The organism is Roseivivax marinus (assembly GCF_900109705.1).
GTDB classification, from domain to species: domain Bacteria; phylum Pseudomonadota; class Alphaproteobacteria; order Rhodobacterales; family Rhodobacteraceae; genus Roseivivax; species Roseivivax marinus.
On the sequence record NZ_FOAI01000002.1, the window covers coordinates 121007 to 143809 of the forward strand.

Here is a 22803-nt window from a genome sequence, read left to right on the forward strand (position 1 = left end):
AGCGATGGCGGCGCGCGGCGTAAAGTCACCTTACCGGCAGGGCGTCCTCGACGCGCTGCCTTTCCTGGCGGTCGTCGGGCCGTTCGGTCTGCTCTTCGGCGTGGTCTCGCGCGAGGCGGGGCTGACGATCTTCGAATCGCTGTCCTTTTCAGTCGTGGTGATCGCGGGCGCGGCCCAGTTCACCGCGCTCCAGTTGATGAGCGATCACGCCCCGACGCTGGTGGCCGTGGCCTCGGCGCTGGCGATCAACCTGCGCATGGCCATGTACTCCGCGTCCATGACGCCGCATCTCGGTCACCTGCCGCTGTGGAAGCGGTGCTTCGTGGCCTACTTCCTCGTCGATCAGACCTACGCGCTGGGGGCCCTCAACTTCGAACGCAGCCCCTGGAGCGCCGCCGAGAAGTTCCGCTACTTCATGGGCACGGTCACGCCTGTCTGTTTCCCGTGGTATATCTCGACGCTCATCGGGGCCTGGGCGGGCAGCGCCATCCCCACGGATTTCGGGCTCGATTTCGCAGTGCCGATCGCCTTCCTCGCCATGGTCGGACCGATGCTGCGCACGCCGGCGCACATGGCCGCCGCCTTCACCGGCGCGGTGGTCGCGCTGCTGGCGGCGGGCCTGCCGTTCAACCTCGGCCTCATCGTCGGCGGGCTGGCCGGCATGATCGCGGGCGCGCAGGTCGAACAGCGGATGGAGCGAGAGGAGGAACCGGCATGAACGGCAACGAGATCGCCACCTCCACGCTCTGGATCGTGATCTTCGGCCTCGGGATCGGCAGCTTCGCGCTGCGGATCGTGTTCCTGGGCCTCATCGGCGACCGGGCGTTGCCGCCCTGGGTGCTGCGCCACCTGCGCTATACCGCCGCGGCGATCCTGCCCGCGCTTGTGGCGCCGCTGGTGGTCTGGCCCGCCGCGACCGATGGCGAGCCTGACCCGGTGCGCCTGTTCGCGGCGCTGGCGACCTTTGCCGTCGCCTTCTCGTTCCGCAACGTGCTGGCCGCGATGATCACCGGCGCGGCCACGCTCGGCTTCGGGCTCTGGCTATTCAGCTAGACGCGCGCGGCGTCGGCTCAGCTTCCGCTGCGCTCTTCGAAAAAGGCGTCGACGGCGCGGCTCTTGTCATCGGCGTCGGTCTCGTAGCGCGTGCGCTCGGTCACGCCGGGCAGGCGCGCGAACTGGCGCTTGAGCGACAGCGGGAAGAATGTCGGGCGGATGGTCTCGAACCCGTCGAGCTGGCGCAGGATGCGCGAAGTCGACTGCGTGCAGAAGGCCTGCCCCACCCGGCCGTTCTCCATCACGAGCCGCAGCGCCTTCTCGGCGACCGGCGCGGGCACCTCGCGGCGCTGAACGATCACGTGGTAGGTCTCGCGCGCGTGGGCCCCTTCGTAGAGCTCGGCCAGCTCGGGCGTCATGCCGTAGATCACGTCGCCGCGTTCGATCATCCGGGGGTGGCTGACCGAGCCCGCCGGGTCGAACACCACGCGCTGCGAGGCATTGATCATCATCGAGGTGTGCGCGCCGTCACCGTTCTCGTTCGAGACCATGGTGAACAGCGTGATCGCCGGCGGGCCGTCGAACCGGTAGGCCGCCCGGGAAACCGCATCGGGCGTGGCATCCGGGCCCGACTCGGGCATGCCGCAGCCGGCCAGGCCCGCGGCCGAAGCCGCGGACACGAGAAAAAGACGTCTGTGCATCACGTGGCGCGGATCAGGTGCCGAAGATCGCGAGGAAAATGGCGATCGCCACGATGACGATCCCGGCGCGCGTGGTCCAGGTCACGAAGCCCGCAAAGGTCTTCTCGTGGTCGCTGATGTCCATCTGACCGTGCTTGTGCTCTGCCATGGATCGGGTCCTTCCAGTGTCGTGTTCGGGAACGGTCTCTAGCCGGTTTCCAACCACCTGTCACGAGGGCGAAGCGCCGCAACACGCGTTTGTCGCCGCGCGACCGGGCCTCGGTTCAGCAGGCCCGGAACACCCAGGCCCCGTCGTCCCGCACGGTCCGGGTGGCGCGGCCTGTGTGCCACAGGTGCAGGCAGTGGGCCATCGCCTCGACCAGCGCGAGGCCGTATTCGCCCGCGCCGATCTTGCGCTTGAAGAGCGGTGGAAAACACTCGCCCGCCGCGCGCGGCTCGGCGAGGTGCGTGTGCAGGCGGTCGAGCGCGCCATGGTGGTTGTCGATCAGCTGGCGCATCCGCGTGGGCAGCCCGGTGAACGGCAGCTTGTGCCCTCCGAGAACCAGGTGCTCCGGCCGCGCCAGCGCCGCCAGCCGCTCGCAGGCCTCGAGCCATTCAGCCACGGGATCCGCCTCGGGCTCGGTGGCGTAGACCCCGATGTTCGGGCTGATCGACGGCAGCAGCTGGTCGCCGCCGAGGACGAGATCGTCGTCGCGGCTCCAGAACGTCGCGTGCTCGGGCGCATGACCGTTGCCGATGTGCACGTCCCAGTCGCGCCCTCCCATGCGAATGGTGTCGCCCTGCCGCACCCGGCGAAAGCCGAGCGGCATCGGGTGGACCACGTCGGCGAAGTTGAACGGCCGCTCCTCGGATCGCTGGGCGAGGATCGCGGGGTCCATGCCCGCGCGCCGCCAGTAGTCTAGCGTCTCCTCGGCGGGCCGGTCCTGCTCATCGAGAAGCAGCATCCGCGCGAACAGCCACGCGGTCCGCGTGGTCACCAGCGTGGCGCCGCGCTCTTGGAACCAGCCGGCCATGCCCACATGATCCGGGTGGTGATGGGTGACCACCACGCGCGTCACCGGCTTGCCGGCCAGCGGCCCGTCGAGCAGCGCCTGCCACAGACGCTCGCCCCGGTTGGACCGGAAGCCGGTGTCGATCAGGGTCCAGCCGTCACCCTCGTCGAGCGCGTAGACGTTCACGTGGTCGAGCTTCATCGGCAGCGGCAGGCGCATCCACAGAACGCCCGGCGCCACCTCGATGGCCGCGCCCTCGGCCGGCGGCTCTGACCAGGGATACCGGATACCGTTGCGTGTGCCGTCCATGAAGGTCCTCGTCGGATCGTCGCGCCGGCGTGCGGGGCCGGCAGGTCGCGCGACCATGCGCGCGCGGGCCCCGAGAGGCAACCCGCGCCGCCCTGTGGCGCAGCGTCGGGACGTCCCTCCGCGTCGCACCGCGTCGAGCGTCATCTTTCAAAATGCACCCGCCGGAGGCCCGGTCGCCGCCGCCCATGTTCCGCCTATCAGCGACGGACGCGGCCGCCCGGCACACAACGGGGCACCGGCGAGCCGAAACCGCCCCAGAACGCCCGCAGGGTCTTAGTTGGAAGGAATATCCCCGCCGGAGGCACCCTGTCCCCGCCACGCAGACAGCCGCCGCCGGTCTGCCCGGCGGCGGCCAAGAGCGCTCAGGCCGCGAGGTCGTCCGGCGACACCGCGTAGAGATCCTCGGCCCCGGCGCGCGCGTGGGCCAGGTGACCGGCGTGCTGCGGCAGGAGCCGCGTGATGTAGAACCGCGCCAGCCGCGCGCGCGGGCCCTCGGGATCGGCCATCGCCGCCATCAGGTGCGCGTGACCGCCCAGCACGCGGGCAAAGCCCATCAGGAACGGCACCGAACCGGCGAACCGCGCATTGAGGTCGTCCTGGGCCACCAGCCATTCCACGGTCTCGCGCAGGGTCTCGGCCGCCTCCCAGACCGGGGCCGCGAGGTCGGGCATCCGCTCGCGCGCGGTCTCGGCGAAGCTCTCGATCTCGTCGAGCATGGCGAAGGCCGCCTCGCCGCCGTCCGCCATCTTGCGCGCCACGAGATCCATCGCCTGGATGCCGTTGGTGCCCTCGTAGATCGCCGTCACACGAACGTCGCGCAGGAACTGCGCCGCGCCGGTCTCTTCGACATAGCCCATGCCGCCGTGGACCTGGATGCCCATGTCGGCGACCGCCATGCCTGTCTCGGTCCCGAAGGTCTTGGCGATCGGCGTGAGGAACGCGGCCCGCGCCGCCCAGTCTTCCCCCCCGCCGGACCGCGCGCGGTCGAGCGCCACGGCGCACATCAGGGCGATCGCGCGCGCCGCGAAGATGTCTGCTTTCATCGTGGTCAGCATCCGGCGCACGTCGGCATGATCGACGATGGAGCCGGTGGCGTTCTCGACCTTCGACGCGCCCTGCCTGCGGTCCAAGGCGTAGGCCAGCGCGTGCTGGAACGCGCCTTCCGCGACACCGATCCCCTGCGCGCCGACACCGAGCCGCGCGTTGTTCATCATTGTGAACATCGCCTTCATGCCGCCGTTCTCGGGCCCGACCAGCCACCCGGTGGAGCGGTCGTAGTCCAGCACCGCCGTGGGCGAGCCGTGGATGCCCATCTTTTCCTCGAGAGACACGGTCCGCACGTTGTTGAACGGCCCCGGACCGCCGTCCTCGGTGGGCAGGTACTTGGGCACCATGAAGAGGCTGATCCCCTTCGTGCCCGGCGCCGCGTCGGGCAACCGCGCCAGCACGAGGTGACAGATGTTCGGCGTGAGGTCGTGATCGCCCCAGGTGATGTAGATCTTCTGCCCGGTGATCGCGTAGGTGCCGTCGCCGTTCGGTTCGGCCTTCGTACGCAGCGCGCCCACGTCCGAACCGGCCTGCGGCTCGGTCAGGTTCATCGTCCCGGTCCACTCGCCCGAAATCAGCTTCGGCAGGTAGAGCGCCTTCAGCTCGTCCGAGGCATGCGCCTCGAGCGCGTCGATCTGGCCCTGTGTCAGCATCGGGTTGAGCTGTAGCGCGAGGTTGGCAGACGATACCATGTCGTTGACCGCGGTGGTCAGCGCCATCGGCAGGCCCATGCCGCCGTGCTCGGGATCGGCCGAGATCGCAACCCATCCTCCCTCGGCGATGGCGCCATACGCGGCGTCGAAGCCCTCGGAGGTGCGCGTCACACCGTTCTCGAGACGCGCCGGGTCGGTGTCGCCCGCACGACGGGTGGGCGCGAGGACCTCCTCGCAGAGCCGCCCGGCCTCGGTCAGGATCGCCTCGACGGTCTCGGGCGTGGCCTCGGCAAAGCGCTCGGTGCCGGCGAGCGCGGCCAGGTCGACCACGTGCGCGTAGAGAAAGCGGAACTCGTCCACGGGGGCGCGGTAGGGCATGAGGTCTCCTCCATCGGCTCGGTCGGGTCGGCACAGCGTGGCCCGGCGGAGACGATCCGGCAAGCCGGGACGCGGCGTCCCGACGCGCCCGGGCACGGCCGGAACGTCGCGTCAGAGCGCGCTCAGGTCTCCCGCGGCCCCGGGCGCGGCGCCTCGTCGGCGTAGCGGCGCGAGGCCTCCCCGATCTCGTCCATGTCCGGAAAGCGCGGAAACGACAGCGGCGTATCGAGGTGGACGAACGGCAGTTTCTCGTCGGTCTGGGTCTCGACGAAGGGGGCGAGCTGCGCCGCCTCGTCCAGCATCGTCGCACGCACGTTGACGAAGCCGTAGGGCGCGTCGAACGTCGTGAAGATCCACGAAAGGCACTCCGGGCAGTGCATGTGGTTCTGCCCCTCGGTGCGCGCGCCGCCCCGCACCGGCGTCGCGCCCTCCGCGGCAAAGCCCGCCTCGGGAATCGCCACCGACAGGGAGAACGCGCCGCCCGTCATCTTCTGGCAGCCGCGGCAATGGCAGGCCATGGTCAGGATCGGCGGCGCCCCGATCCGCAGGGTGACGGCGCCGCAGCGGCACGCCCCGTGCCAGGGCAGGTTCCATTCCGGGACGGATTGCGTCATGTCGATCCTCGCCGGGGCGGCGTGCCCCGCGCCCTGCCTACCATGTCCGTTCCAGCCTGTATGCCCCGATGCCCGACACGCCCGCCAAGACCCAGCGCCTGAGCGCCGACGACGCCGGCATCGCCCGGGCGGCCGAACTGCTGCGGGCCGGCCGGCAGGTCGCCTTCCCCACCGAGACGGTCTACGGGCTCGGTGCGGACGCCACCAACGACGATGCCGTGGCGGGCATCTACGCCGCCAAGGACCGCCCGCAATTCAACCCGCTGATCGTGCACCTGCCCGATGTCGATGCGGCCCGCGCGCTGGTGGAGTGGCCCGAGGCGGCCGGACGCGTCGCCGCCGCCCACTGGCCGGGCCCGATCTCGTTGGTGCTTCCGCTGCGCGCCGGCGCGCGCGTCTCGAAGCTGGTGACCGCGGGTCTCGACACCCTGGCGGTGCGCGTGCCCGCCCATCCGGTGGCCCGCGCGCTCCTGCGCGCCACCGGGCGCCTCGTGGCCGCGCCCTCGGCCAATCGCTCGGGCCGGATCAGCCCGACGCGGGCCGACCATGTCCTGCACACGCTCGACGGGCGCATCGCCGCGGTGCTCGAAGGCGGCGGCTCCGAGGTCGGCCTCGAATCGACGATCCTCGGCCTTGCCGGCGCGCCGATGCTCCTGCGGCCCGGCGCGGTCTCCGCGGACGCCCTCGCAGCCACGCTGGGCGGGCCGGTTGCAGCACGGGCGGAGGACGCCGCGATCTCCGCCCCCGGGCAGATCGTCTCGCACTACGCGCCCGACGCCGGCCTTCGGCTCGAGGCGACCGCGTGGCGCCCGGGCGAGGCGCGGCTGGGATTCGGGCCCGTCGACTGCGACCTCAACCTGTCCAAGGCAGGCGACCTGCGCGAGGCCGCCGCCAATCTCTTCGCACATCTTCACGCCCTCGACGCAGGCGGACCGCAGACCATCGCCGTGTCGCCGATCCCGCAGACGGGTCTCGGCGCTGCCATCAACGACCGCCTCACGCGCGCCGCAGCGCCCCGCTAGACGACGCTCCCCCGGCGCAGGCCAACCCGTTCGCCGGTCATCTTCCCGGCAAGGCATACCGTGTCCGGAGGCCTCCGGACGGCTCCGCCCGCGCCCGGCGCGAGCCGCTTCTTCTCGTCCCAAATACTCCCGCCGGAGGCGTCCCGCGGGCGCCGTCCCGCGCACCGGGCGGGCCCTGGCGCAAACGGGGTCTGCCCCGCCGGGGGCTGTCAAAGGCCGAAAATGTTCATAAGTAGCGGACAGGCATTTCAGCGAACGGAGGACCGCATGTCCCTGCGCATCAACGACACCATCCCCGACCTGACCGTCGAGACCGACGCCGGCACCTTCTCCCTGCACGAGTTCGTGGGCGACGGCTGGGCGATCTTCTTCTCGCACCCCAAGGACTTCACGCCGGTCTGCACCACCGAGTTCGGCGCCGTGGCGCAGCTGGCCGACGAATGGGCCAAGCGCAACACCAAGCCGCTCGGCATCTCGGTCGACTCGGTCGACGACCACCGCAAGTGGAAGTCCGACATCGAGGTGGTGAGCAAGGGCGCCAAGGCCGGTTTCCCGATCGTGGCCGACAGCGATCTCGCGGTTTCCAAGGCCTTCGACATGCTGCCCGCCGAAGCCTACCTGCCCGACGGCCGGACCCCGAACGACACCGCCACCGTGCGTGCCGTCTACATCATCGGCCCGGACAAGAAGGTGAAGCTCATCATGACCTACCCGATGAACGTGGGTCGTAACTTCGCCGAGGTGCTGCGCGCGCTCGACGGCCTTCAGACCGCGGCCGAGTACGGCGTGGCCACGCCTGCCAACTGGACTGTCGGCGATGACGTCGTGATCCCGGCGACGGTCTCGGCGGAAGATGCGGCAAACCGGTTCGGTCAGTACCAGACGGTGCTGCCGTACCTGCGTATGGCCAAGCTGCCGAGCTGATCTTCCAGAAAAGGGCGCGGGGCATCGGCTCCGCGCCCTTTTTCATGCGCGCCGCAGGTGCGCGCCCGACCGCTTCCCAGGACAGCCGATGCCCGCACCGTTCCAGATCGGCGACGCCGAGATCGCCCCCGGCACGCGCCAGACCGTCGAGCTGCCGGTCTCGGTGCTGTCGGACCACACGCCCGTGACGCTTTCCGCGCACGTGATCCACGGCCGCAAGCCGGGACCTGCGATGTTCGTCTCCGCCGCGATCCACGGCGACGAGGTGATCGGCGCCGAGATCGTCCGCCGGCTCCTGCGCGCGGCCCCCGTGGCGCGGCTGTCGGGCACGCTGGTCACCGTGCCGATCGTCAACTCGTTCGGTTTCCTCAACCAGTCGCGCTACCTGCCCGACCGGCGCGATCTGAACCGCTGTTTTCCAGGCTCGGCCGAGGGTTCTCTCGCCGGTCGCCTGGCCGACCTGTTCCTGACCGAGGTCGTGCGCCGCTGCGACGTGGGCATCGACCTGCACTCGGCCGCCGTCGGCCGCACCAACCTGCCGCAGATCCGCCTGACCCCCGGCAACGCGCGGCTGCGCCGGCTGGGCGATGCCTTCGCCGCGCCGGTGTCGCTTCTGTCGAAGGTGCGCGACGGTTCGCTGCGCGGCGCCGCCGAGGAAGCGGGCGTGGACGTCCTGCTCTACGAGGCGGGCGAGGGCCTGCGCTTCGACGAGTTCGCGGCGCGGGCCGGTGTCGCGGGAATCCTGCGGGTGATGCACGCGCTCAACATGATCGGCCCGCGCGGCGTGCCCCGGATGCGCGCCCAGCCGGTCTTCTGCGAACGGTCCGGCTGGGTGCGCGCACCTTCGGGCGGGCTTCTCCGGACGCTCAAGGCCAGCGGCGACTACGTCGAGGAAGGGGCCGTGCTGGGTGTCGTCTCGGACCCGTTCGGCGACGTCGACCACGAGGTCACCGCACAGAGCGACGGCGTGGTGATCGGGCGCACGAACCTGCCTGTGGTCAATGAGGGGGACGCGCTTTTCCACATCGCGCAGCCCGCCCGCGAGGTCGCGCCCGAGGCCGCCGAACGCGAGCTGGCGCACCTGCTGGACGCCCCGGCCCTCTTCGACGAGGACGAGATCATCTGAGGCGGCCGGGTTGCACGCGCCACGCGGCGCGGTCCATACCCCGCGCGACACCCGAGAGACCCGGAGGCCCCATGCCGTTCACCCTCGCCACGTGGAACATCAACTCGGTCCGCCTGCGCGCGGGCCTCGTCGCCGACCTCCTGCGCGATGAGGGGCCGGACGTTCTCTGCATGCAGGAGTGCAAGAGCCCGGTGGACAAGATCCCCGCCGAGACCTTCCGCGAGGCGGGCTATGCCCACATGGTCGCCCGCGGCGACAAGGGCTACAACGGCGTGGCGATCCTGTCGAAGGTGCCGCTGGAGGACGCGGGCGATTTCGACTTCGCCGGCCTCAAGCAGTCCCGCCACGTGGCCGCGCGTCTCGAGAACGGTGTCGTCGTCCACAACTTCTATGTCCCGGCAGGCGGCGATGTGCCCGACCGCGAGAAGAACGAAAAGTTCGGTCAGAAGCTCGACTACCTCGCCGACATGCGCGCCCATTTCGCCGACAGCCGCCCCGAAAAGTCGATCCTCGTCGGGGACCTGAACATCGCCCCGCGCGAGGACGACGTCTGGTCGCACAAGCAACTGCTCAAGGTCGTCTCGCACACTCCCGTCGAGGTCGAGGCGCTGACCGCCGCGCAGGAAGCCGGCGGCTGGGTCGACGTCACCCGGAAGGACATCCCCGAGGGACAGCTCTACTCGTGGTGGTCCTATCGCTCGCGCGACTGGGACGCCGCCGACAAGGGCCGCCGGCTCGATCACGTCTGGGCCACGCCCGACATCGCCGGGGCCGCGCACTCCAGCCGCATCCTGCGCCACGTCCGCGGCTGGGAGAAACCGTCGGACCACGCCCCGGTCTTCGCGACGTTCGATCTGTGAGGTCTGGGCGGCGCGCGACCCCCTGCGTCGGGCGCCGCCCTTGCAAGAGCCCATCGGCTAAGCCATCTACCCCACCAACAGCGACGTGATGTCGCCACCGGCCATTGAAGGACAGACGCGATGATCGAACTCGGCGGATCGCAGAGCCAGCCTCAGGGCGGCGGCTCGGAGCACATCAAGGACGTCTCGGAGATGACGTTCATGCAGGACGTGGTCGAGGCCAGCCAGCAGGTCCCGGTGATCGTGGACTTCTGGGCGCCGTGGTGCGGCCCCTGCAAGACGCTTGGGCCGATGCTGGAGGATGCAGTCAAGGCGGCCAATGGCGCGGTCAAGATGGCCAAGGTCAACGTGGACGAGGCGCAGCAGATCGCGGCGCAACTGCGGATCCAGTCGATCCCCACCGTCTACGCCTTCTACCAGGGCCAGCCGATCGACGGCTTCCAGGGCGCGGTGTCTCAGTCCGAAATCAAGGCTTTCGTGGATCGTGTCGCCCAGCAGGGCGGCGGAGCGGCCGGCGACTCCTCCAACGGTCTCGATGACGCGCTCGCCGCGGCGGAAGAGATGCGCGAGGCCGGGCAGACTGACGATGCGCTTCAGATCTACCAAGCCGTGCTGGGCGAGGACGAGAAGAACCCCCGCGCCTATGCCGGTATCGTCGCGACGTTGATCGAGATGGGCGACGTGGACAAGGCGGAGGCGGTGCTGAATGGTGCACCCGCCGAGATTGCCACCACGCCGGAACTCGAGGCCGCGCACGCGCAGATCGCGCTGGCCCGGCAGGCCGAGAACGCCGGCCCGCTGGCCGACCTCCAGACAAAGGTCGAGGCCGACCCCGCGGATCACCAGGCGCGATACGACTACGCGCTGGCGCTTCAGGCGGCGGGCCGCACGGAAGAGGCCGTGGATCAGCTGCTGGAGCTTTTCCGCCGGGACCGGACGTGGAACGACGAGGCTGCGAAAACCCAGCTTTTCACGGTGTTTGACGCTCTCAAACCGAACGATCCCATCGTGTTGAACGGTCGGCGCAAATTGTCCTCGATGATATTTGCCTGATACCGCCACCGGGCTAGCTGGGCTTGGCATGAGCCGCCTCCCAGATCTGCCGGACACGATCCCCGTATTCCCGCTTCCGGGCGCGCTGCTGTTGCCGCGAGCCCGGCTGCCGCTGCACCTGTTCGAGCCACGCTATCTCGCGATGCTCGACGACTGTCTGAAAACCGAATCCCGCCTGATCGGCATGGTCCAGCCTGCCCCGACCCCGAGGAACGAGAAGGCCCTGCACAAGATCGGCTGTGCCGGGCGCCTCACCCAGTTCTCGGAAACCGAGGACGGCAGGTACATGATTACGCTGACCGGCATCTCTCGGTTCCGCGTACAGCGCGAGATCGACGGGTTCACGCCCTATCGCCGGTGCGAGGTCGACTGGGCCGGGTTCGAGGCAGACCGTGGCAAGCCGGAACACGACACCGAGTTCGGCCGCGAGTCGTTCCTCAAGCTCCTCGACAAGTACTTCTCGGCGCGCGAGCTGTCGGCGGACTGGGCGACGCTGAAGGAGGCCGATGACGAACTGCTCATCAACTCGCTGTCGATGCTTCTGGACTTCGATGCCGAGGAAAAGCAGGCGCTTCTCGAGGCGCCCTCGCTGTCGACGCGTCGCGAAACGCTCGTGACCCTCATCGAATACACCCTCCGCGGCGGCGGAGAGACCGGAGAAGGCCCGCTGCAATGACCGATCCCGTGCACGAGCCGCACACGCCGTTCGACCGCCGAATGCTCGAGGCGCTGGTCTGCCCGGTCTCTCAAGGGCGGCTCGATTACGACGCCGAGCGTCAGGAACTGGTCAGCCAGCGCGCCAACCTCGCCTACCCGATCCGCGACGGCATCCCGGTGATGCTGCGCGACGAGGCGCGCATCCTCGACTGAGGCGACCCGCGCCCTAGCTCGCCCCCGGACCATGCAGGCCCGCGCAGACGTCGCGCGGGCCTTCGCTTTTTCGGCCGGAGCCCCGCGATGAGCCAGACACGCGACCTCAACGACATGACCCCTGCGCGTGCGCTCTGGACGGTGAGCGCGCCCATGGCCATCGGCATCCTCGGGGTCATGTCGGTGGGCCTCGCCGACAGCTTCTTCCTCGCCCGCACGGGCGAGACCGAGCTGACCGCCATCGGTTTCGTCTATCCGGTGATCGTGGCGATCACGTCGCTGTCGATCGGACTCGGCGCAGGCGTCAGTGCCGTGGTCAGCCAGCGTCTGGGCGAGACCGCCGACGACCGCGACAGCGCCGCGCTGGCGCAGCACGCGCTGATCATGGCCGGCGGTCTCGCGATGATCGCGGCGCTGATCGTCTGGTCCACGTCAGGGCTGCTGTTCGGTGTGCTCGGCGCCGAGGGCGCGGTTCTCGAAGCGATCCTCGCCTACATGCCGTGGTGGTGCCTCGGCTTCCCGTTCCTCGTTTCGGCGCAGGCGCTCAACAGCGTGTTCCGGGCGGGCGGTCATTCCGAGTTCGCCGCGGCCGCCATGGTCGGCCAGTCGGTGCTGAACGTGGCGCTCGATCCACTGTTCATCTTCGGCCTCGGCCCGGTGCCCGAGCTGGGCATCGCGGGCGCCGGTATCGCCACGGCGACGGCCCGGGCGCTGGCGTTCGTGGCGATCCTCGTTTTTGCGATCCGGTCGGGGCGCATGGACATCTCGCGTGCGGGGCTTGGGAGCTTTCCGGCATCGGCCCGGCGGATCGGACGTATCGGCGTGCCCTCGGCCCTGTCGAACGCGATCAACCCCGCAGGCATGGCTCTGGTAACCGCCGCCGTGGCCGTCGTGGGTGACGCTGCGGTGGGCGGCTTCGGCGCGGCGACCCGGGTGCAGTCGTTGCTGTTCCTTCCGATGCTGGCGCTGTCCGCCGGGATCGGCCCGGTCGTTGGACAGGCCTGGGGCGCCGGGCATCACGACCGCGCCCGCACCACGGTGCGGCTGACCTTCCTGTTCTGCGTGGCCTATGGCGCGGCGACCTGCCTTGCCATGTGGCTGCTGGCGCGCCCGGTCTCGGTCTGGATGACCGACGGGATGGAGGCGGTGTCCTACTCGGCCGATTACCTGCGCTGGGTGTCGATCGGATTCTTCGGCTACGGCATCCTCGTGACCGCGAACGCCGCGATGAACGCGCGGGAAAAGCCGATGCACTCGCTCGGCCTCAGCCTCGGCCGCATCGCGCTGGTCTACGTGCCGGGCGCCTGGGCCGGGGTGAGCCTTCTGGGCTACGGCGGCATCCTCGGCGCGGCGCTTGCGGCGAACCTGGCGGCGGCGGTCGCCGCCGTGGCCCTGTGCAGCCGGGTGGGGCTTCTGGCGCCCTCGGCCTGGATCGGCGGGGCGCCGCGCGGGCGCTCTCCTGCGGCGAATTGACAGGCCGCGGCGGCTTCGCTACGTCGCCCGCTCTGCCGACAGGAGGACATCATGGGACGCACGCGGAAGGGGCGCGACATTTCGGGCTGGCTGGTCGTGGACAAGCCGGCCGGGCTGACCTCGACGGCGGTGGTGAACAAGGTCCGCTGGGCGCTGTCGGCCAAGAAGGCCGGGCACGCGGGCACCCTCGATCCCGCGGCGACCGGGGTGCTGGCGGTGGCCCTCGGAGAGGCGACCAAGACCGTTCCCTACATCACCGACGCGCTCAAGGCCTACCGCTTCACCGTGACCATGGGCGCCGCGACGAACACCGACGATGCCGAGGGCGAAGTGATCGCGACCTCGGAAACACGGCCCGGCGATGACGACATCAAGGAGGCGCTGCACGCCTTCGTCGGAGAGATCATGCAGGTGCCGCCGCAATTCTCGGCTGTGAAGATCGACGGCGAACGCGCCTATGCCAAGGCCCGCGAAGGCGAGGAGGTCGAGATCGCCGCCCGCCCGCTCTGGGTCGAGGAATTGACCATGATCGGCCGTCCCGACGTGGATCACGTCGAGCTGGAAATGGTTTGCGGCAAGGGCGGCTACGTGCGCGCCATCGCGCGGGACCTCGGCGAAAAACTTGGGTGCCTGGGACACGTCCTGTCGCTGCGCCGCGTGTGGTCAGGGCCGTTCGAAGCCTCCGAAAGCATTTCGTTCGAGAAGATCGAGGCCCTGGCCAAGTCGCCGGAGCTGGACGACTACCTGCTGCCCGTCGAGGCTGGTCTTTCCGATCTGCCAGAGGCGCGCTGCACCGCCGAGTCCGCGGTGCGCCTGCGCAACGGCAACCCCGGGATGGTGATCGCCAGCGACCTCGACTACGGCGAGGAATGCTGGGCCTCGCTCGACGGGCGCGCGGTGGCGGTCGGCCGCTACAAGGGAGGCGAGCTGCACCCGGTCCGGGTCTTCCGCTAGGATCAGCGCGGCGCGGCACCCTTCGGCGCTTGGCCGTCGGATGACCCGTGGGTTCGACGGGCCGTGTCGAACGGTGTTTCTTCGTGGGCTTGTTTGCCGGGCGCCGTGTGCCCATGCTCTCTCAGTTCGGTCGGTGATCCACTGGCGATTGACAACCCGGAGGGTTCCGGTGCGCCCGCATCGGAACCGGCGGGCACCGGTCCAATCGAACCGCAGTTAGAACCCCTCTGCGACAGACCAGCTTCTCAGGTCTGAGGCATGGCGGGGGTCCCGCCTCGCGCCAGCCCTCCCTACCGGTCAACGGTATCCGCCCCCGGCGCGCCCTTGTGGAACCACTGCGACGATGCAGCGAACGACCCGGGCATACCCGGACCGCACCGCCCCTCACCCCGGCAGTATGCGCGCCATTTCGGCCTCGTACTCGGCCCAGGTCATCGTGGCCGCGTTGCCAGCGTATCCGTGGTAGTGCGAGCGGCCGGTCGCGGTGGGCAGTCCCGCCCATATCTTCGCGAGGTTGTGCATGAAGGTCCTCCGCGGCAGTCGTCCGGTCATTGCCTCGGCCAGCCCGGCCTCGGCCAGCAGACGATCGCCGAGGCGGTCCTGCACCGCCGGGGTGAACATCGTCGCGGGCGACAGTCCTTCCTCCCGCACGAGGCGGCGCAGGGTCGCGGGGATGAACTGATAGCGTCCGATGGCGTGCGGCTGGCCGGGCGTCGCGCGGGTCCATGCCTCGATCTCGGCCAGCGTCATGCGGGTGGGCGGCTTCGGAGGCTTCCCGCGCGCCCCGTGCTGCACGGCGTCGTAGCCGTCGCGCCCGGCCTCCGCCCGCGCGATGAGATGGCGCAGTCGGTCCGCAATCGACCCGCCGGGACCGATTCCGCCCCACGGCGCGCGCCGGACGCGTCCCGTCGTGTCGCGCCGCGGCGGGGGCGCAAACAGCCCCGCCGCCGCGCGATCGGCAAACAGGCTGCCCCCCGCGGCCGTTCCGCCGCCTTTTTCCGGCGGAGAGACCAGCGCCGCCGCGCGCCCCGATGTCAGGGCGGCGAGGGATAGCTGGTTGGCCATCGCCCCGGGCGGACACAGCAAGCCAAGGACCAACAGCACCGGAAGAAGACGGTCGAGTCGCGGGAGATGGAGAGCCATGCCCCGGTCATCGCAGCCGAAGGTTCACATCCGGTTTCCGGTCTACGCGCCGGACACGGAAAGATGCGCGTCGCGGACCTCGGGGCGGGCGTCGAGCGCGGCGAAGCTGTCATCGAACCGAACCCGTCCGTGGTCGAGGATCACCGCCCGGTCGGCCACCGCGCGGGCGAAGGCGAGGTTCTGCTCGGACAGGACCACGGTCAGGCCCTCGGCCTTGAGCCGCCGCACCGCGCGGGCCATCTGCGCCACGATCACCGGTGCAATCCCCTCGGACGGCTCGTCCAGCAGGACGAGCGCCGGGTTGCCCATCAGCGTGCGCGCGATGGTCAGCATCTGCTGCTCCCCGCCCGACAGCGCCTTGCCAAGATTGCCGCGCCGCTCGGCGAGGTTCGGGAACAGCTCGAACAGCGCGTCCTCGGACCAGCCGACCGCACCCTCGCGCGGCGGCTGGCGGCCGACTTCGAGGTTCTCGGCCACGGTGAGCTGGGTGAAGATGCGCCGCTCTTCGGGCACGTAGCCGAGACCCGCCCGCGCGATCCGGTAGGAGGGCCAGCCGGTGATCTCCTGCCCTCGGAACGTCACCCGCCCGGCGCGCGGCGGGACCAGACCGATGATCGACTTGAGCGTCGTGGTCTTGCCCGCGCCGTTCCGGCCCAGAAGCGCCACGACCTCTCCGGGCGCGACCGAAAAGCTCACCCCGTCCAGGACCTGCGCGCGGCCGTAGAATGTCGCGATGTCCGCGACCTCGAGCATGGGGGCCCCCTCAGCCATCGCGCGCCTCCGCCGCCAGCGCCTCGGCCCCGCCGCCGAGATAGACCTCCTGCACGCGGGCATCGGCGCGGATCGCCTCGGGCGGGCCGTCGGCGATGATCTCCCCCCGGTTCAGGACCAGCACGCGGTGGGCATGGCCGAAGACAGCCTCCATGTCGTGTTCCGTGAAAAGGACCGCCATGCCCTGCCGCGCGACGATCCCGGCCGTCAGTTCCATAAGGGCGGCGCGCTCGGCCGGGGCCATGCCGGCGGTGGGTTCGTCCATCAGCAGAAGGCGCGGCCCGTGCGCCAGTGCCATCGCAAGATCGAGCCGTTTGAGATCGCCGTAGGCCAGCACCGCTGCCGGACGCCCGGCCTGGTCGGCCATGCCCACCTGCTCCAGCAGCGCCATCGCCTCGTCGCGGTAGAGCCGGCGGAACCGGGGCCATGCGGCGAAGGACCGGCGGTGATGCGACATGAGCGCGGTCTGCACGTTCTCGACCACCCGCATGGAGCCGTAGGTCGCCGTCACCTGGAAGGTCCGCCCCACCCCTGCGCGCCACACGCGCCGCGCGGGCCAGCCGCTGATGTCGCGCCCGTCGAGCAGAACCTGGCCCGAGGTCGGGTCGGTCTGGCCCATGAGCATGTCGAAGCAGGTGGATTTGCCCGCGCCGTTCGGCCCGATCAGCGCGAGCATTTCCCCGGGGGCAAGGCGGAACGACACGCCGTCCACGGCGCGGATCGCCCCGAAATGGCGCGACAGGTCGCGGACCTCGAGGATCGGGGTCATCGCGCATCCTCCCGCGCCGGGTCGGCGTCACGGGTGAGCCCCGCGCGCCGCGCGAGCCCGCGCGCCGCGCCGACGATGCCCTCGGGCGCCACGATGACAACGGCGATGATGAGAAGGCCCAGCGTCAGGCGCCAGAACGCGAAGCGGGTCAGCAGGTCCTCGGCGCTTTCGAACACCGCGCCGCCAACCCATCCGCCCGAGAGGGTCTTCACGCCCCCGAGGAACACCACGATCAGGGCGTCGAAGCTGCGCGAGATCTCCAGCTCGTTGGGAAAGACCGAGCCCTTGGAGAACACGAAGAGCCCGCCCGCGAGGCCCGCGAGCGTACCCGCCAGCGCGAAGGCCACGAGTTGCAGGCGACGGGTGTGCAGGCCGGTCGCCTCGGCCCGGAGCGGCGCGTCGCGCGCGGCGCGCAGGGCGTAGCCCAGTGGCGCGTGGGCCATGTGTCGCAGCGCGAGGATGCCGCCCACCGAAAGCGCCAGCGCGAGGTAGAAATAGGCGGTGTTGCCCGAGGCCCAGTCCGCCGGCCAGACGCCCACTATGCCGTCGTCCCCTCCGGTGACCGCCCCCCATTGCAGCACAAGGCTCCAGAGCAGCTGCGCGAAGGCAAGCGTCAGCATGGCGAAATAGACACCGCTGGCGCGCAGGGCAATCCAGCCCACGGCAAGCGCGGCGAGGCCCGCGCCCACCGGCGCGGCCAGCATCGCGACCTCCATCGGCACGTCGAGACGGGCCACGAGCAGGGCGGCCACGTAGGCGCCGCCTCCCCAGAAGGCGGCATGGCCGAAGGACACGAGTCCCCCCAGCCCGATCAGCATGTGCAGGGAGGCGGCGAAGAGACAGAAGATGAGGATGTCGGTCGCCAGGACCACCGAGAACGGGCTGCCCCAGAACGGCAGGGCGGCAAGCACCGCCAGCGCCGCCGCCACGGTCGCGCGGATCGGCCAGCCGGCAGGACGGATCGGCTCCTCGGGCGCGCCGACCTGTCCCAGTTCACCGGCGACCTCGGCCCGGCCCAGCAGGCCGAAGGGCCGCCACATGAGCACCGCGACCATCACCACGTACATCAGCACCAGCGTAGACTGCGGCAGGTAGGACACCCCGAAGACGTTGAGCACCGAGATCAGGACCGATGCGAGCAGCGCCCCCGGCAACGACCCCATGCCGCCGATCACCACGACCACGAAGACCTGCGCGAGAATGGTGAAGTCCATCAGCAGGTCCGCCCCACCCTTGGGCAGCTGCAGCGCGCCGCCGAGGCCGGCCAGCGCACAGCCGAGGAAGAACGTGCCGGTGAAGAGCCACCGCTGGTTCACGCCGAGCGCCGCGACCATCTCGCGGTCCTGCGTTGCGGCGCGCACCAGCACACCCACGCGGGTGCGGGCAATGAGATACCACAGCGCCAGCGCCACCACCGGCGTGATCGCGATCAGGGCAAGATCGTATTGCGGCACCGGCTCGCCCATCACCCGGACGACGCCACGCAGGCCCGGCGCCCGGGGCCCGAGCAGGTCGGTCGGCCCCCAGATCGCCAGCGCGAGGTCCTGCACCACGAGGATCACCCCGAACGTGGCGACGAGCTGAAAGAGCTCGGGCGCGGCGTAGACCCTCCGCAGGACGATCACCTCGACCAGCGCACCGATCAGGCCGACGACGAGACCCGAAAGCAGGATCGCCCCCCAGAAGCCAACGGCGCCCGGCAGAACCTGCATCAGCGAATAGCCGACATAGGCACCCAGCATGTAGAACGAGCCGTGGGCGAAATTGACGATGCGCGTGACGCCGAAGATCAGCGACAGCCCGGACGCCACCATGAACAGCGCCCCGGCGTTGGCGAGGCCGGTGAGGAGCTGGGCGAGGATCAGACCCATCGGGCGTGGTCTCCGGTCCGGTCGGGGCCGCGGCCCGGACGGGCGCGGCGCGGTCTGGTCCGGGTTAGCGGCTTGGCGGGCCGGGGGAAAGGCCGGCGCCGAGGTTTCGCCCTGCGGCGTGCCCGCCGGGCCGGGCCATGCCCGGACTTGCGGCGGAGACACCCCGCGCGTCGGTTCGGGATCCGACCAGAGGGTTGGGCATCGGGCCGGGCGCGGGTCCGTGCCGCGCCCGCGCCGGCTTACTCCGAGGGACGCAGTTCCTGCACGGTCTCGTCGTCGGGCAGGTAGTCCGCGCCGTTCTTGTAGCTCCAGTCCACCATCACGCCACCGCCGTCCCGCAGCGCCGTGGTGCCGACCCAGGCGCCCAGCGTCGACTGGTTGTCGATCTCGCGGTAGGTGATGTCGCCGGCCGGGACCGCGACCTCCAGCCCCTCGAAGGCCTGCCGGATCGCGTCGCTCTCGGTGGAGCCTGCTTTCTCGATCGCGGCGGCGACCGACTTCGCGGTCGAGTATCCCACGAGCGAGCCGTTCTTCGGCGACTCGCCCGCGAACTCCTGGTACGCTGATACGAACTCGGCGTTAGCGTCGCCCTCGAAGTCGTACCAGGGGTAGCCGGTCACGGTCCAACCCTCGGGGGCCTCGTCACCGAGCGGCTCCATGTATTCCGGCTCGCCCGAAAGAAGGCCGAACACCTCGCGGCCCTCGAAGAGCCCGCGGGTGGTGCCCTCGCGCACGAACTTGGGCAGGTCGGGGCCGAAGGTCACGTTGTAGATCGCATCGGGCTTGGCGCGCTCGAGCGCCTGGACCTCGGCGCCCGCGTCGATGCCGAAAAGCGCGGGCCACTGCTCGGCCACGAACTCCACCTCGGGCTTCAGTTCGGTCAGCACCTCCTTGAAGGCCGCGACCGCGTCCTTGCCGTAGGCGTAGTTGGGCGCGATCGTCGCGTAGGTCACCGCGTCGGTTTGGGCGGCCGCCTCGGCGAGCATCGCAGCCTGCATGTAGGTCGAAGGGCGCAGGCGGAAGGTCCACGGGTTGCCCTGACTCCAGACCATCGCATCGGCCAGCGGCTCGGAGGCGAGGTAGACCCACTCGCGCCGGTCCGCGAGCGACGAGATCGCAAGGCCCACGTTCGACAGGATCGCGCCCGTCAGCATCACCGTGCCCTCGCGGGTCATCAGTTCTTCGGCGATGCGGATGGCCTCGCCCGGCTCGCCCTGGTCGTCGCGGAACACGAACTCCAGCGGCCGCCCCAGCACGCCGCCCTCGGCGTTGATCTCCTCGACCGCCATCTCGATGCCGGTGCGGTAGGGCTCGGCGAAGGCAGGCAGACGGGTGAAGTGGTTGATCTCGCCGATCTTGATCGGCTCGCCGTCCTGCGCGGCGGCGGGCAGCCCGGCAATGCCCAGCGCGGCGGCGGCTACGAGCCCGGCGAGGCCGGTCAGGACTGTCTTGCGGTGCATCGGCAAACTCCCGTTTTGCGCGGCCCGGTGGCGGCGGTCCGCGACGGGGCGGTCCGGGCCGGATACCGGGCTGGAACCGGGCGTTCGCGACGTCCGCCCGAATGTCGCGCAACGTCATAGGCGATGGGGGGCTTGGCGTCCATGCGCGTGTCGGGCACCGCTCCGGCGGCAGAATTTGGCACACTCCCGTGTCACTTCGCCCCGGCGCCGCAACTTGGAACAGATTTATTTAACCCCGCATGAAACTTCGCAGCCCCGGATTTGCGTGTGTGGAATGGGGGCAAATGTAATTGGGGAAGATCATGAAGGACTTGCACATCGAAGAGCCAGGTTTCGATACAGATTTTCAACTGGAAGAGCATATCGGATTCCGCCTGCGGCTGGCCGCCCAGAGGCACGTTGAAATCTTTGCACGCCGCCTGCCCGAGGTCACCCCGCCGCAATTCGCGGTGATGGTGAAACTCTCGGAGCAGGGACCGGTCAGCCAGAATTATCTCGGCCGCCTCGTCGGTCTCGACGCGGCCACAGCCAAGGGCGTGGTGGACAGGCTGGAGGGCAAGGGCTTCGTCAGCCGCGCCCGGTCGCCGCGGGACCAGCGCAAGATCGACGTGTCGCTCACCGAGGAGGGCGCGAGCTTCGTCTGCCGCGCGATCCCGGACGCCCAGGCCGTGGCACGCGAGACCATGACCCGCCTGACCGATCGGGAGCGCGAGCGGCTCCTGGCGCTTCTCGCCAAGCTCTGAGGCGAGCGCGGGAGCGACACTTCCGCCCGCACACGTATTCGTCGTGACCACCGGGACGTGGGGTCCCGTGGTCGCGACCATCAGGTGCGGGCCATTCGCAGGTGCGCGAGCGGATGTTGCGGATGTGCGATGCCGGGAGAGTGCCGCCGCTAGCGGCTCCCGACCTGTCCGGATGCGAGCGTGCCGCCTCCGCAGCGCCGCGGGCCGATCCGCGGCGCGGTCTTCCCCCCCGGAGCCGAAAACGGGTGGTGCGCGCGCCCGCCCCCCGGTCCCGGCCCCCTACTCCGCCGCTATGCCGTCGGTGAACTGCAGCCGCGCAAGGCGCGCGTAGAGACCGCCTTCGGCCACCAGCGCGTCGTGCCGGCCGGTCGCGACGACGCGCCCGTCCTGCATGACAACGATCCGGTCCGCCTTCTTCACGGTGGCGAGGCGGTGCGCCACGATGATGGTCGTGCGTGTCTCGGACAGCGTGTCCACCGCAGACTGCACGGCGCGCTCGCTCTCGGCGTCGAGCGCCGAGGTCGCTTCGTCCAGAAGCAGCACCGGGGCGTCCCGCAGGATCGCGCGGGCGATGGCGATGCGCTGCTTCTGACCGCCCGACAGCATCACGCCGCGCTCGCCGAGCCAGGTGTCGTAACCCTCGGGCAGCGCGGTGACGAAGCCGTGCGCCGCAGCGGCACGGGCCGCCGCCTCGACCTCGGCCTCACCGGCGTCCGGGCGTCCGAAGCGGATGTTGTCGCGCGCCGAGGCGGCGAAGATGACCGGATCCTGCGGCACGAGAGCCAGGTGCTGGCGGAAGTCGGCGCGCGCCATGTCGGTCAGTGCCACGCCGTCCAGGGTCACCCGGCCCGCCTGCGGATCGTAGAACCGCTGCAAGAGCTGGATGATGGTGGTCTTGCCAGCACCCGAGGGACCGACCAGCGCCACGGTCTCGCCCGGCTCGACCACGAGGTCCACGCCATCCAGGGCGGCAACGTCAGGGCGCGAGGGATAGGTGAAGCGCACCCCCTCGAACGCCACGCGGCCGCGCACCGGCTCCGGCAGGGCCACCGGGTCGGCGGGGTCGGTCACGCTGTCCTCCGCATCCAGAAGCTCGACGAGGCGCTCGGTCGCACCCGCCGCGCGCTGCAACTCGCCGATGATCTCGGAAAGGGCGGCGACGGCGCCTGCGACCATCACCGAGTAGATCAGGAACTGCACCAGCGCGCCCACGGTCATGTCGCCCGCGCGCACGTCCCACGCCCCGAGCCAGAGCACGCCGACGATCCCGGTAAAGACGAGGAAGATCACGATCGCTGTCATCACCGCGCGGGTCGAGATGCGGCGCTGCGCGGCGTCGAAGCTCTTCTCGGTGATCTCGGAGAAGGCCGCGCGGGACACGGCCTCGTGCGTGTAGCTCTGCACCGTCTGCACGGCGAGCAGCGACTCCGACGCCGCGCCCGATGACTGCGCGATCCAGTCCTGGTTCTCGCGGCTGAGGCGGCGCAGGCGGCGGCCGAGCACCAGGATCGGCACCACCACCGCCGGCACGATCAAGAGCGCGGTCAGCGTGAGCTGCCACGACGTCGCCAGCATCAGCGCCAGCCCGCCCACGAGGATCAGGAGGTTGCGCAACGCGATCGAGATTGACGAACCGATCACCGACAGGATCAGCGTGGTATCGGTGGTGATCCGCGACAGCACCTCGCCGGTCATCGTGCGCTCGTAGAACGCGGGCGAGAGCGAGATCACGCGCTCGAAGACAGCCGTGCGGATGTCGGCCACCACCCGTTCGCCCAGCCGGGTCACCAGCGCATAGCGCAGCGCGGTTCCGACGGCGAGCAGCGCGGCGATGCCGAGCGCGGCAAGGAAGTACTGGTCGAGCAGGCCGGAATCGGGCCGCTCGAAGTTGTCGACCACCCGGCGCACCGCCAGTGGCAGGACCAGCGACACGATCGCGGTCGAGACCAGGGCCGCCACGGCGGCGGCGAGCAGCGCGCGATAGGGGGCGAGAAACGGCCAGAGACGTCCCAGCGTGCCGAGCTTGCGCGACTTCGCCCGCTCGTTCTCGGCGGTCGTTCTGGCCATGGTTCACTCC

23 protein-coding genes are annotated in these 22803 nt (G+C 70.2%); 12 read left to right on the forward strand and 11 right to left on the reverse strand.

Annotated features, from left to right (window positions below):
• Positions 1–4: 4 nt before the first annotated feature.
• The gene (locus BMX29_RS03210) at positions 5–718 is read left to right on the forward strand and encodes an AzlC family ABC transporter permease (protein ID WP_092810356.1); all 714 of its coding nucleotides are present in this window, start codon (positions 5–7) and stop codon (positions 716–718) included.
• Complete coding sequence (locus tag BMX29_RS03215) at positions 715–1053, forward strand: AzlD domain-containing protein (protein WP_043843003.1); 339 nt, start codon at positions 715–717, stop codon at positions 1051–1053. Before BMX29_RS03210 ends, BMX29_RS03215 begins: the two co-directional genes overlap by 4 nt.
• Positions 1054–1070: 17 nt before the next feature.
• Here the strand turns inward: BMX29_RS03215 and BMX29_RS03220 are convergent, their stop codons facing one another.
• From BMX29_RS03220 to BMX29_RS03240, 5 genes are all read right to left on the reverse strand, one after another.
• Complete coding sequence (locus tag BMX29_RS03220; RefSeq protein ID WP_092810358.1) at positions 1071–1694, reverse strand: hypothetical protein; 624 nt, start codon at positions 1692–1694, stop codon at positions 1071–1073.
• A gap of 13 nt (positions 1695–1707) precedes the next feature.
• Positions 1708–1842 (reverse strand): aa3-type cytochrome c oxidase subunit IV, encoded by a 135-nt coding sequence (locus BMX29_RS03225; protein WP_043843001.1) that lies wholly within the window; start codon positions 1840–1842, stop codon positions 1708–1710.
• A gap of 115 nt (positions 1843–1957) precedes the next feature.
• Entirely contained in the window at positions 1958–2995 is a 1038-nt protein-coding gene (locus BMX29_RS03230) for an MBL fold metallo-hydrolase (RefSeq protein WP_092810360.1), read from the reverse strand.
• Between the two features lie 362 nt (positions 2996–3357).
• Complete coding sequence (locus BMX29_RS03235) at positions 3358–5073, reverse strand: acyl-CoA dehydrogenase (RefSeq protein WP_092810362.1); 1716 nt, start codon at positions 5071–5073, stop codon at positions 3358–3360.
• A gap of 122 nt (positions 5074–5195) precedes the next feature.
• On the reverse strand, positions 5196–5687 hold the full coding sequence (locus BMX29_RS03240; RefSeq protein ID WP_043842996.1) for a GFA family protein: 492 nt from the start codon (positions 5685–5687) through the stop codon (positions 5196–5198).
• Positions 5688–5755: 68 nt separating this feature from the next.
• On the opposite strand from BMX29_RS03240, the gene BMX29_RS03245 reads away from it, so the two are divergent.
• The 9 genes from BMX29_RS03245 (at position 5756) to truB (ending at position 13969) form a co-directional block, all read left to right on the forward strand.
• Positions 5756–6709, forward strand: a complete 954-nt coding sequence (locus tag BMX29_RS03245; protein ID WP_092810364.1) for an L-threonylcarbamoyladenylate synthase — start codon at positions 5756–5758, stop codon at positions 6707–6709.
• A gap of 267 nt (positions 6710–6976) precedes the next feature.
• Positions 6977–7633, forward strand: a complete 657-nt coding sequence (locus BMX29_RS03250) for a peroxiredoxin (RefSeq protein WP_043842994.1) — start codon at positions 6977–6979, stop codon at positions 7631–7633.
• 88 nt (positions 7634–7721) lie between these two features.
• Positions 7722–8759 carry a succinylglutamate desuccinylase/aspartoacylase family protein gene (locus BMX29_RS03255; RefSeq protein ID WP_092810366.1) on the forward strand — a complete coding sequence of 346 codons (1038 nt, stop codon included), beginning with the start codon at positions 7722–7724 and terminating at the stop codon, positions 8757–8759.
• A 71-nt stretch (positions 8760–8830) separates the two neighbouring features.
• Complete coding sequence (gene xth, locus BMX29_RS03260) at positions 8831–9619, forward strand: exodeoxyribonuclease III (protein ID WP_092810368.1); 789 nt, start codon at positions 8831–8833, stop codon at positions 9617–9619.
• A 120-nt stretch (positions 9620–9739) separates the two neighbouring features.
• Positions 9740–10672 (forward strand): thioredoxin, encoded by a 933-nt coding sequence (gene trxA / locus BMX29_RS03265; RefSeq protein WP_092810370.1) that lies wholly within the window; start codon positions 9740–9742, stop codon positions 10670–10672.
• Between the two features lie 28 nt (positions 10673–10700).
• Entirely contained in the window at positions 10701–11348 is a 648-nt protein-coding gene (locus BMX29_RS03270; RefSeq protein WP_043842988.1) for an LON peptidase substrate-binding domain-containing protein, read from the forward strand.
• On the forward strand, positions 11345–11542 hold the full coding sequence (locus BMX29_RS03275; RefSeq protein WP_043842986.1) for a Trm112 family protein: 198 nt from the start codon (positions 11345–11347) through the stop codon (positions 11540–11542). The genes BMX29_RS03270 and BMX29_RS03275 overlap by 4 nt, the downstream gene beginning before the upstream one ends.
• Positions 11543–11629: 87 nt before the next feature.
• The gene (locus BMX29_RS03280; RefSeq protein ID WP_092810372.1) at positions 11630–13015 is read left to right on the forward strand and encodes an MATE family efflux transporter; all 1386 of its coding nucleotides are present in this window, start codon (positions 11630–11632) and stop codon (positions 13013–13015) included.
• Positions 13016–13066: 51 nt separating this feature from the next.
• Positions 13067–13969: a tRNA pseudouridine(55) synthase TruB gene (truB, locus tag BMX29_RS03285; protein WP_092810374.1), complete on the forward strand. Its 903-nt coding sequence runs from the start codon at positions 13067–13069 to the stop codon at positions 13967–13969.
• A 384-nt stretch (positions 13970–14353) separates the two neighbouring features.
• Here the strand turns inward: truB and BMX29_RS03290 are convergent, their stop codons facing one another.
• The 5 genes from BMX29_RS03290 to BMX29_RS03310 all read right to left on the reverse strand — a co-directional run bounded on the left by BMX29_RS03290 (position 14354) and on the right by BMX29_RS03310 (position 19983).
• Positions 14354–15112: a lysozyme family protein gene (locus BMX29_RS03290; RefSeq protein ID WP_092810376.1), complete on the reverse strand. Its 759-nt coding sequence runs from the start codon at positions 15110–15112 to the stop codon at positions 14354–14356.
• A gap of 42 nt (positions 15113–15154) precedes the next feature.
• Positions 15155–15865 carry an ABC transporter ATP-binding protein gene (locus tag BMX29_RS03295; protein WP_092810378.1) on the reverse strand — a complete coding sequence of 237 codons (711 nt, stop codon included), beginning with the start codon at positions 15863–15865 and terminating at the stop codon, positions 15155–15157.
• Positions 15866–15875: 10 nt separating this feature from the next.
• Positions 15876–16652, reverse strand: coding sequence for an ABC transporter ATP-binding protein (locus tag BMX29_RS03300; RefSeq protein ID WP_092810380.1), 777 nt, complete (start codon positions 16650–16652; stop codon positions 15876–15878).
• Positions 16649–18523 (reverse strand): ABC transporter permease, encoded by a 1875-nt coding sequence (locus tag BMX29_RS03305; protein WP_092810382.1) that lies wholly within the window; start codon positions 18521–18523, stop codon positions 16649–16651. The genes BMX29_RS03300 and BMX29_RS03305 overlap by 4 nt, the downstream gene beginning before the upstream one ends.
• A gap of 239 nt (positions 18524–18762) precedes the next feature.
• On the reverse strand, positions 18763–19983 hold the full coding sequence (locus BMX29_RS03310) for an ABC transporter substrate-binding protein (protein WP_092810384.1): 1221 nt from the start codon (positions 19981–19983) through the stop codon (positions 18763–18765).
• Positions 19984–20285: 302 nt separating this feature from the next.
• On the opposite strand from BMX29_RS03310, the gene BMX29_RS03315 reads away from it, so the two are divergent.
• A complete protein-coding gene (locus tag BMX29_RS03315; RefSeq protein WP_092810386.1) occupies positions 20286–20726 on the forward strand; it encodes a MarR family winged helix-turn-helix transcriptional regulator in 441 nt (146 codons plus the stop codon).
• 279 nt (positions 20727–21005) lie between these two features.
• On the opposite strand, the gene BMX29_RS03320 is transcribed toward BMX29_RS03315, so the two are convergent.
• Positions 21006–22793: an ABC transporter transmembrane domain-containing protein gene (locus BMX29_RS03320; RefSeq protein ID WP_092810388.1), complete on the reverse strand. Its 1788-nt coding sequence runs from the start codon at positions 22791–22793 to the stop codon at positions 21006–21008.
• Positions 22794–22803: the final 10 nt, after the last annotated feature.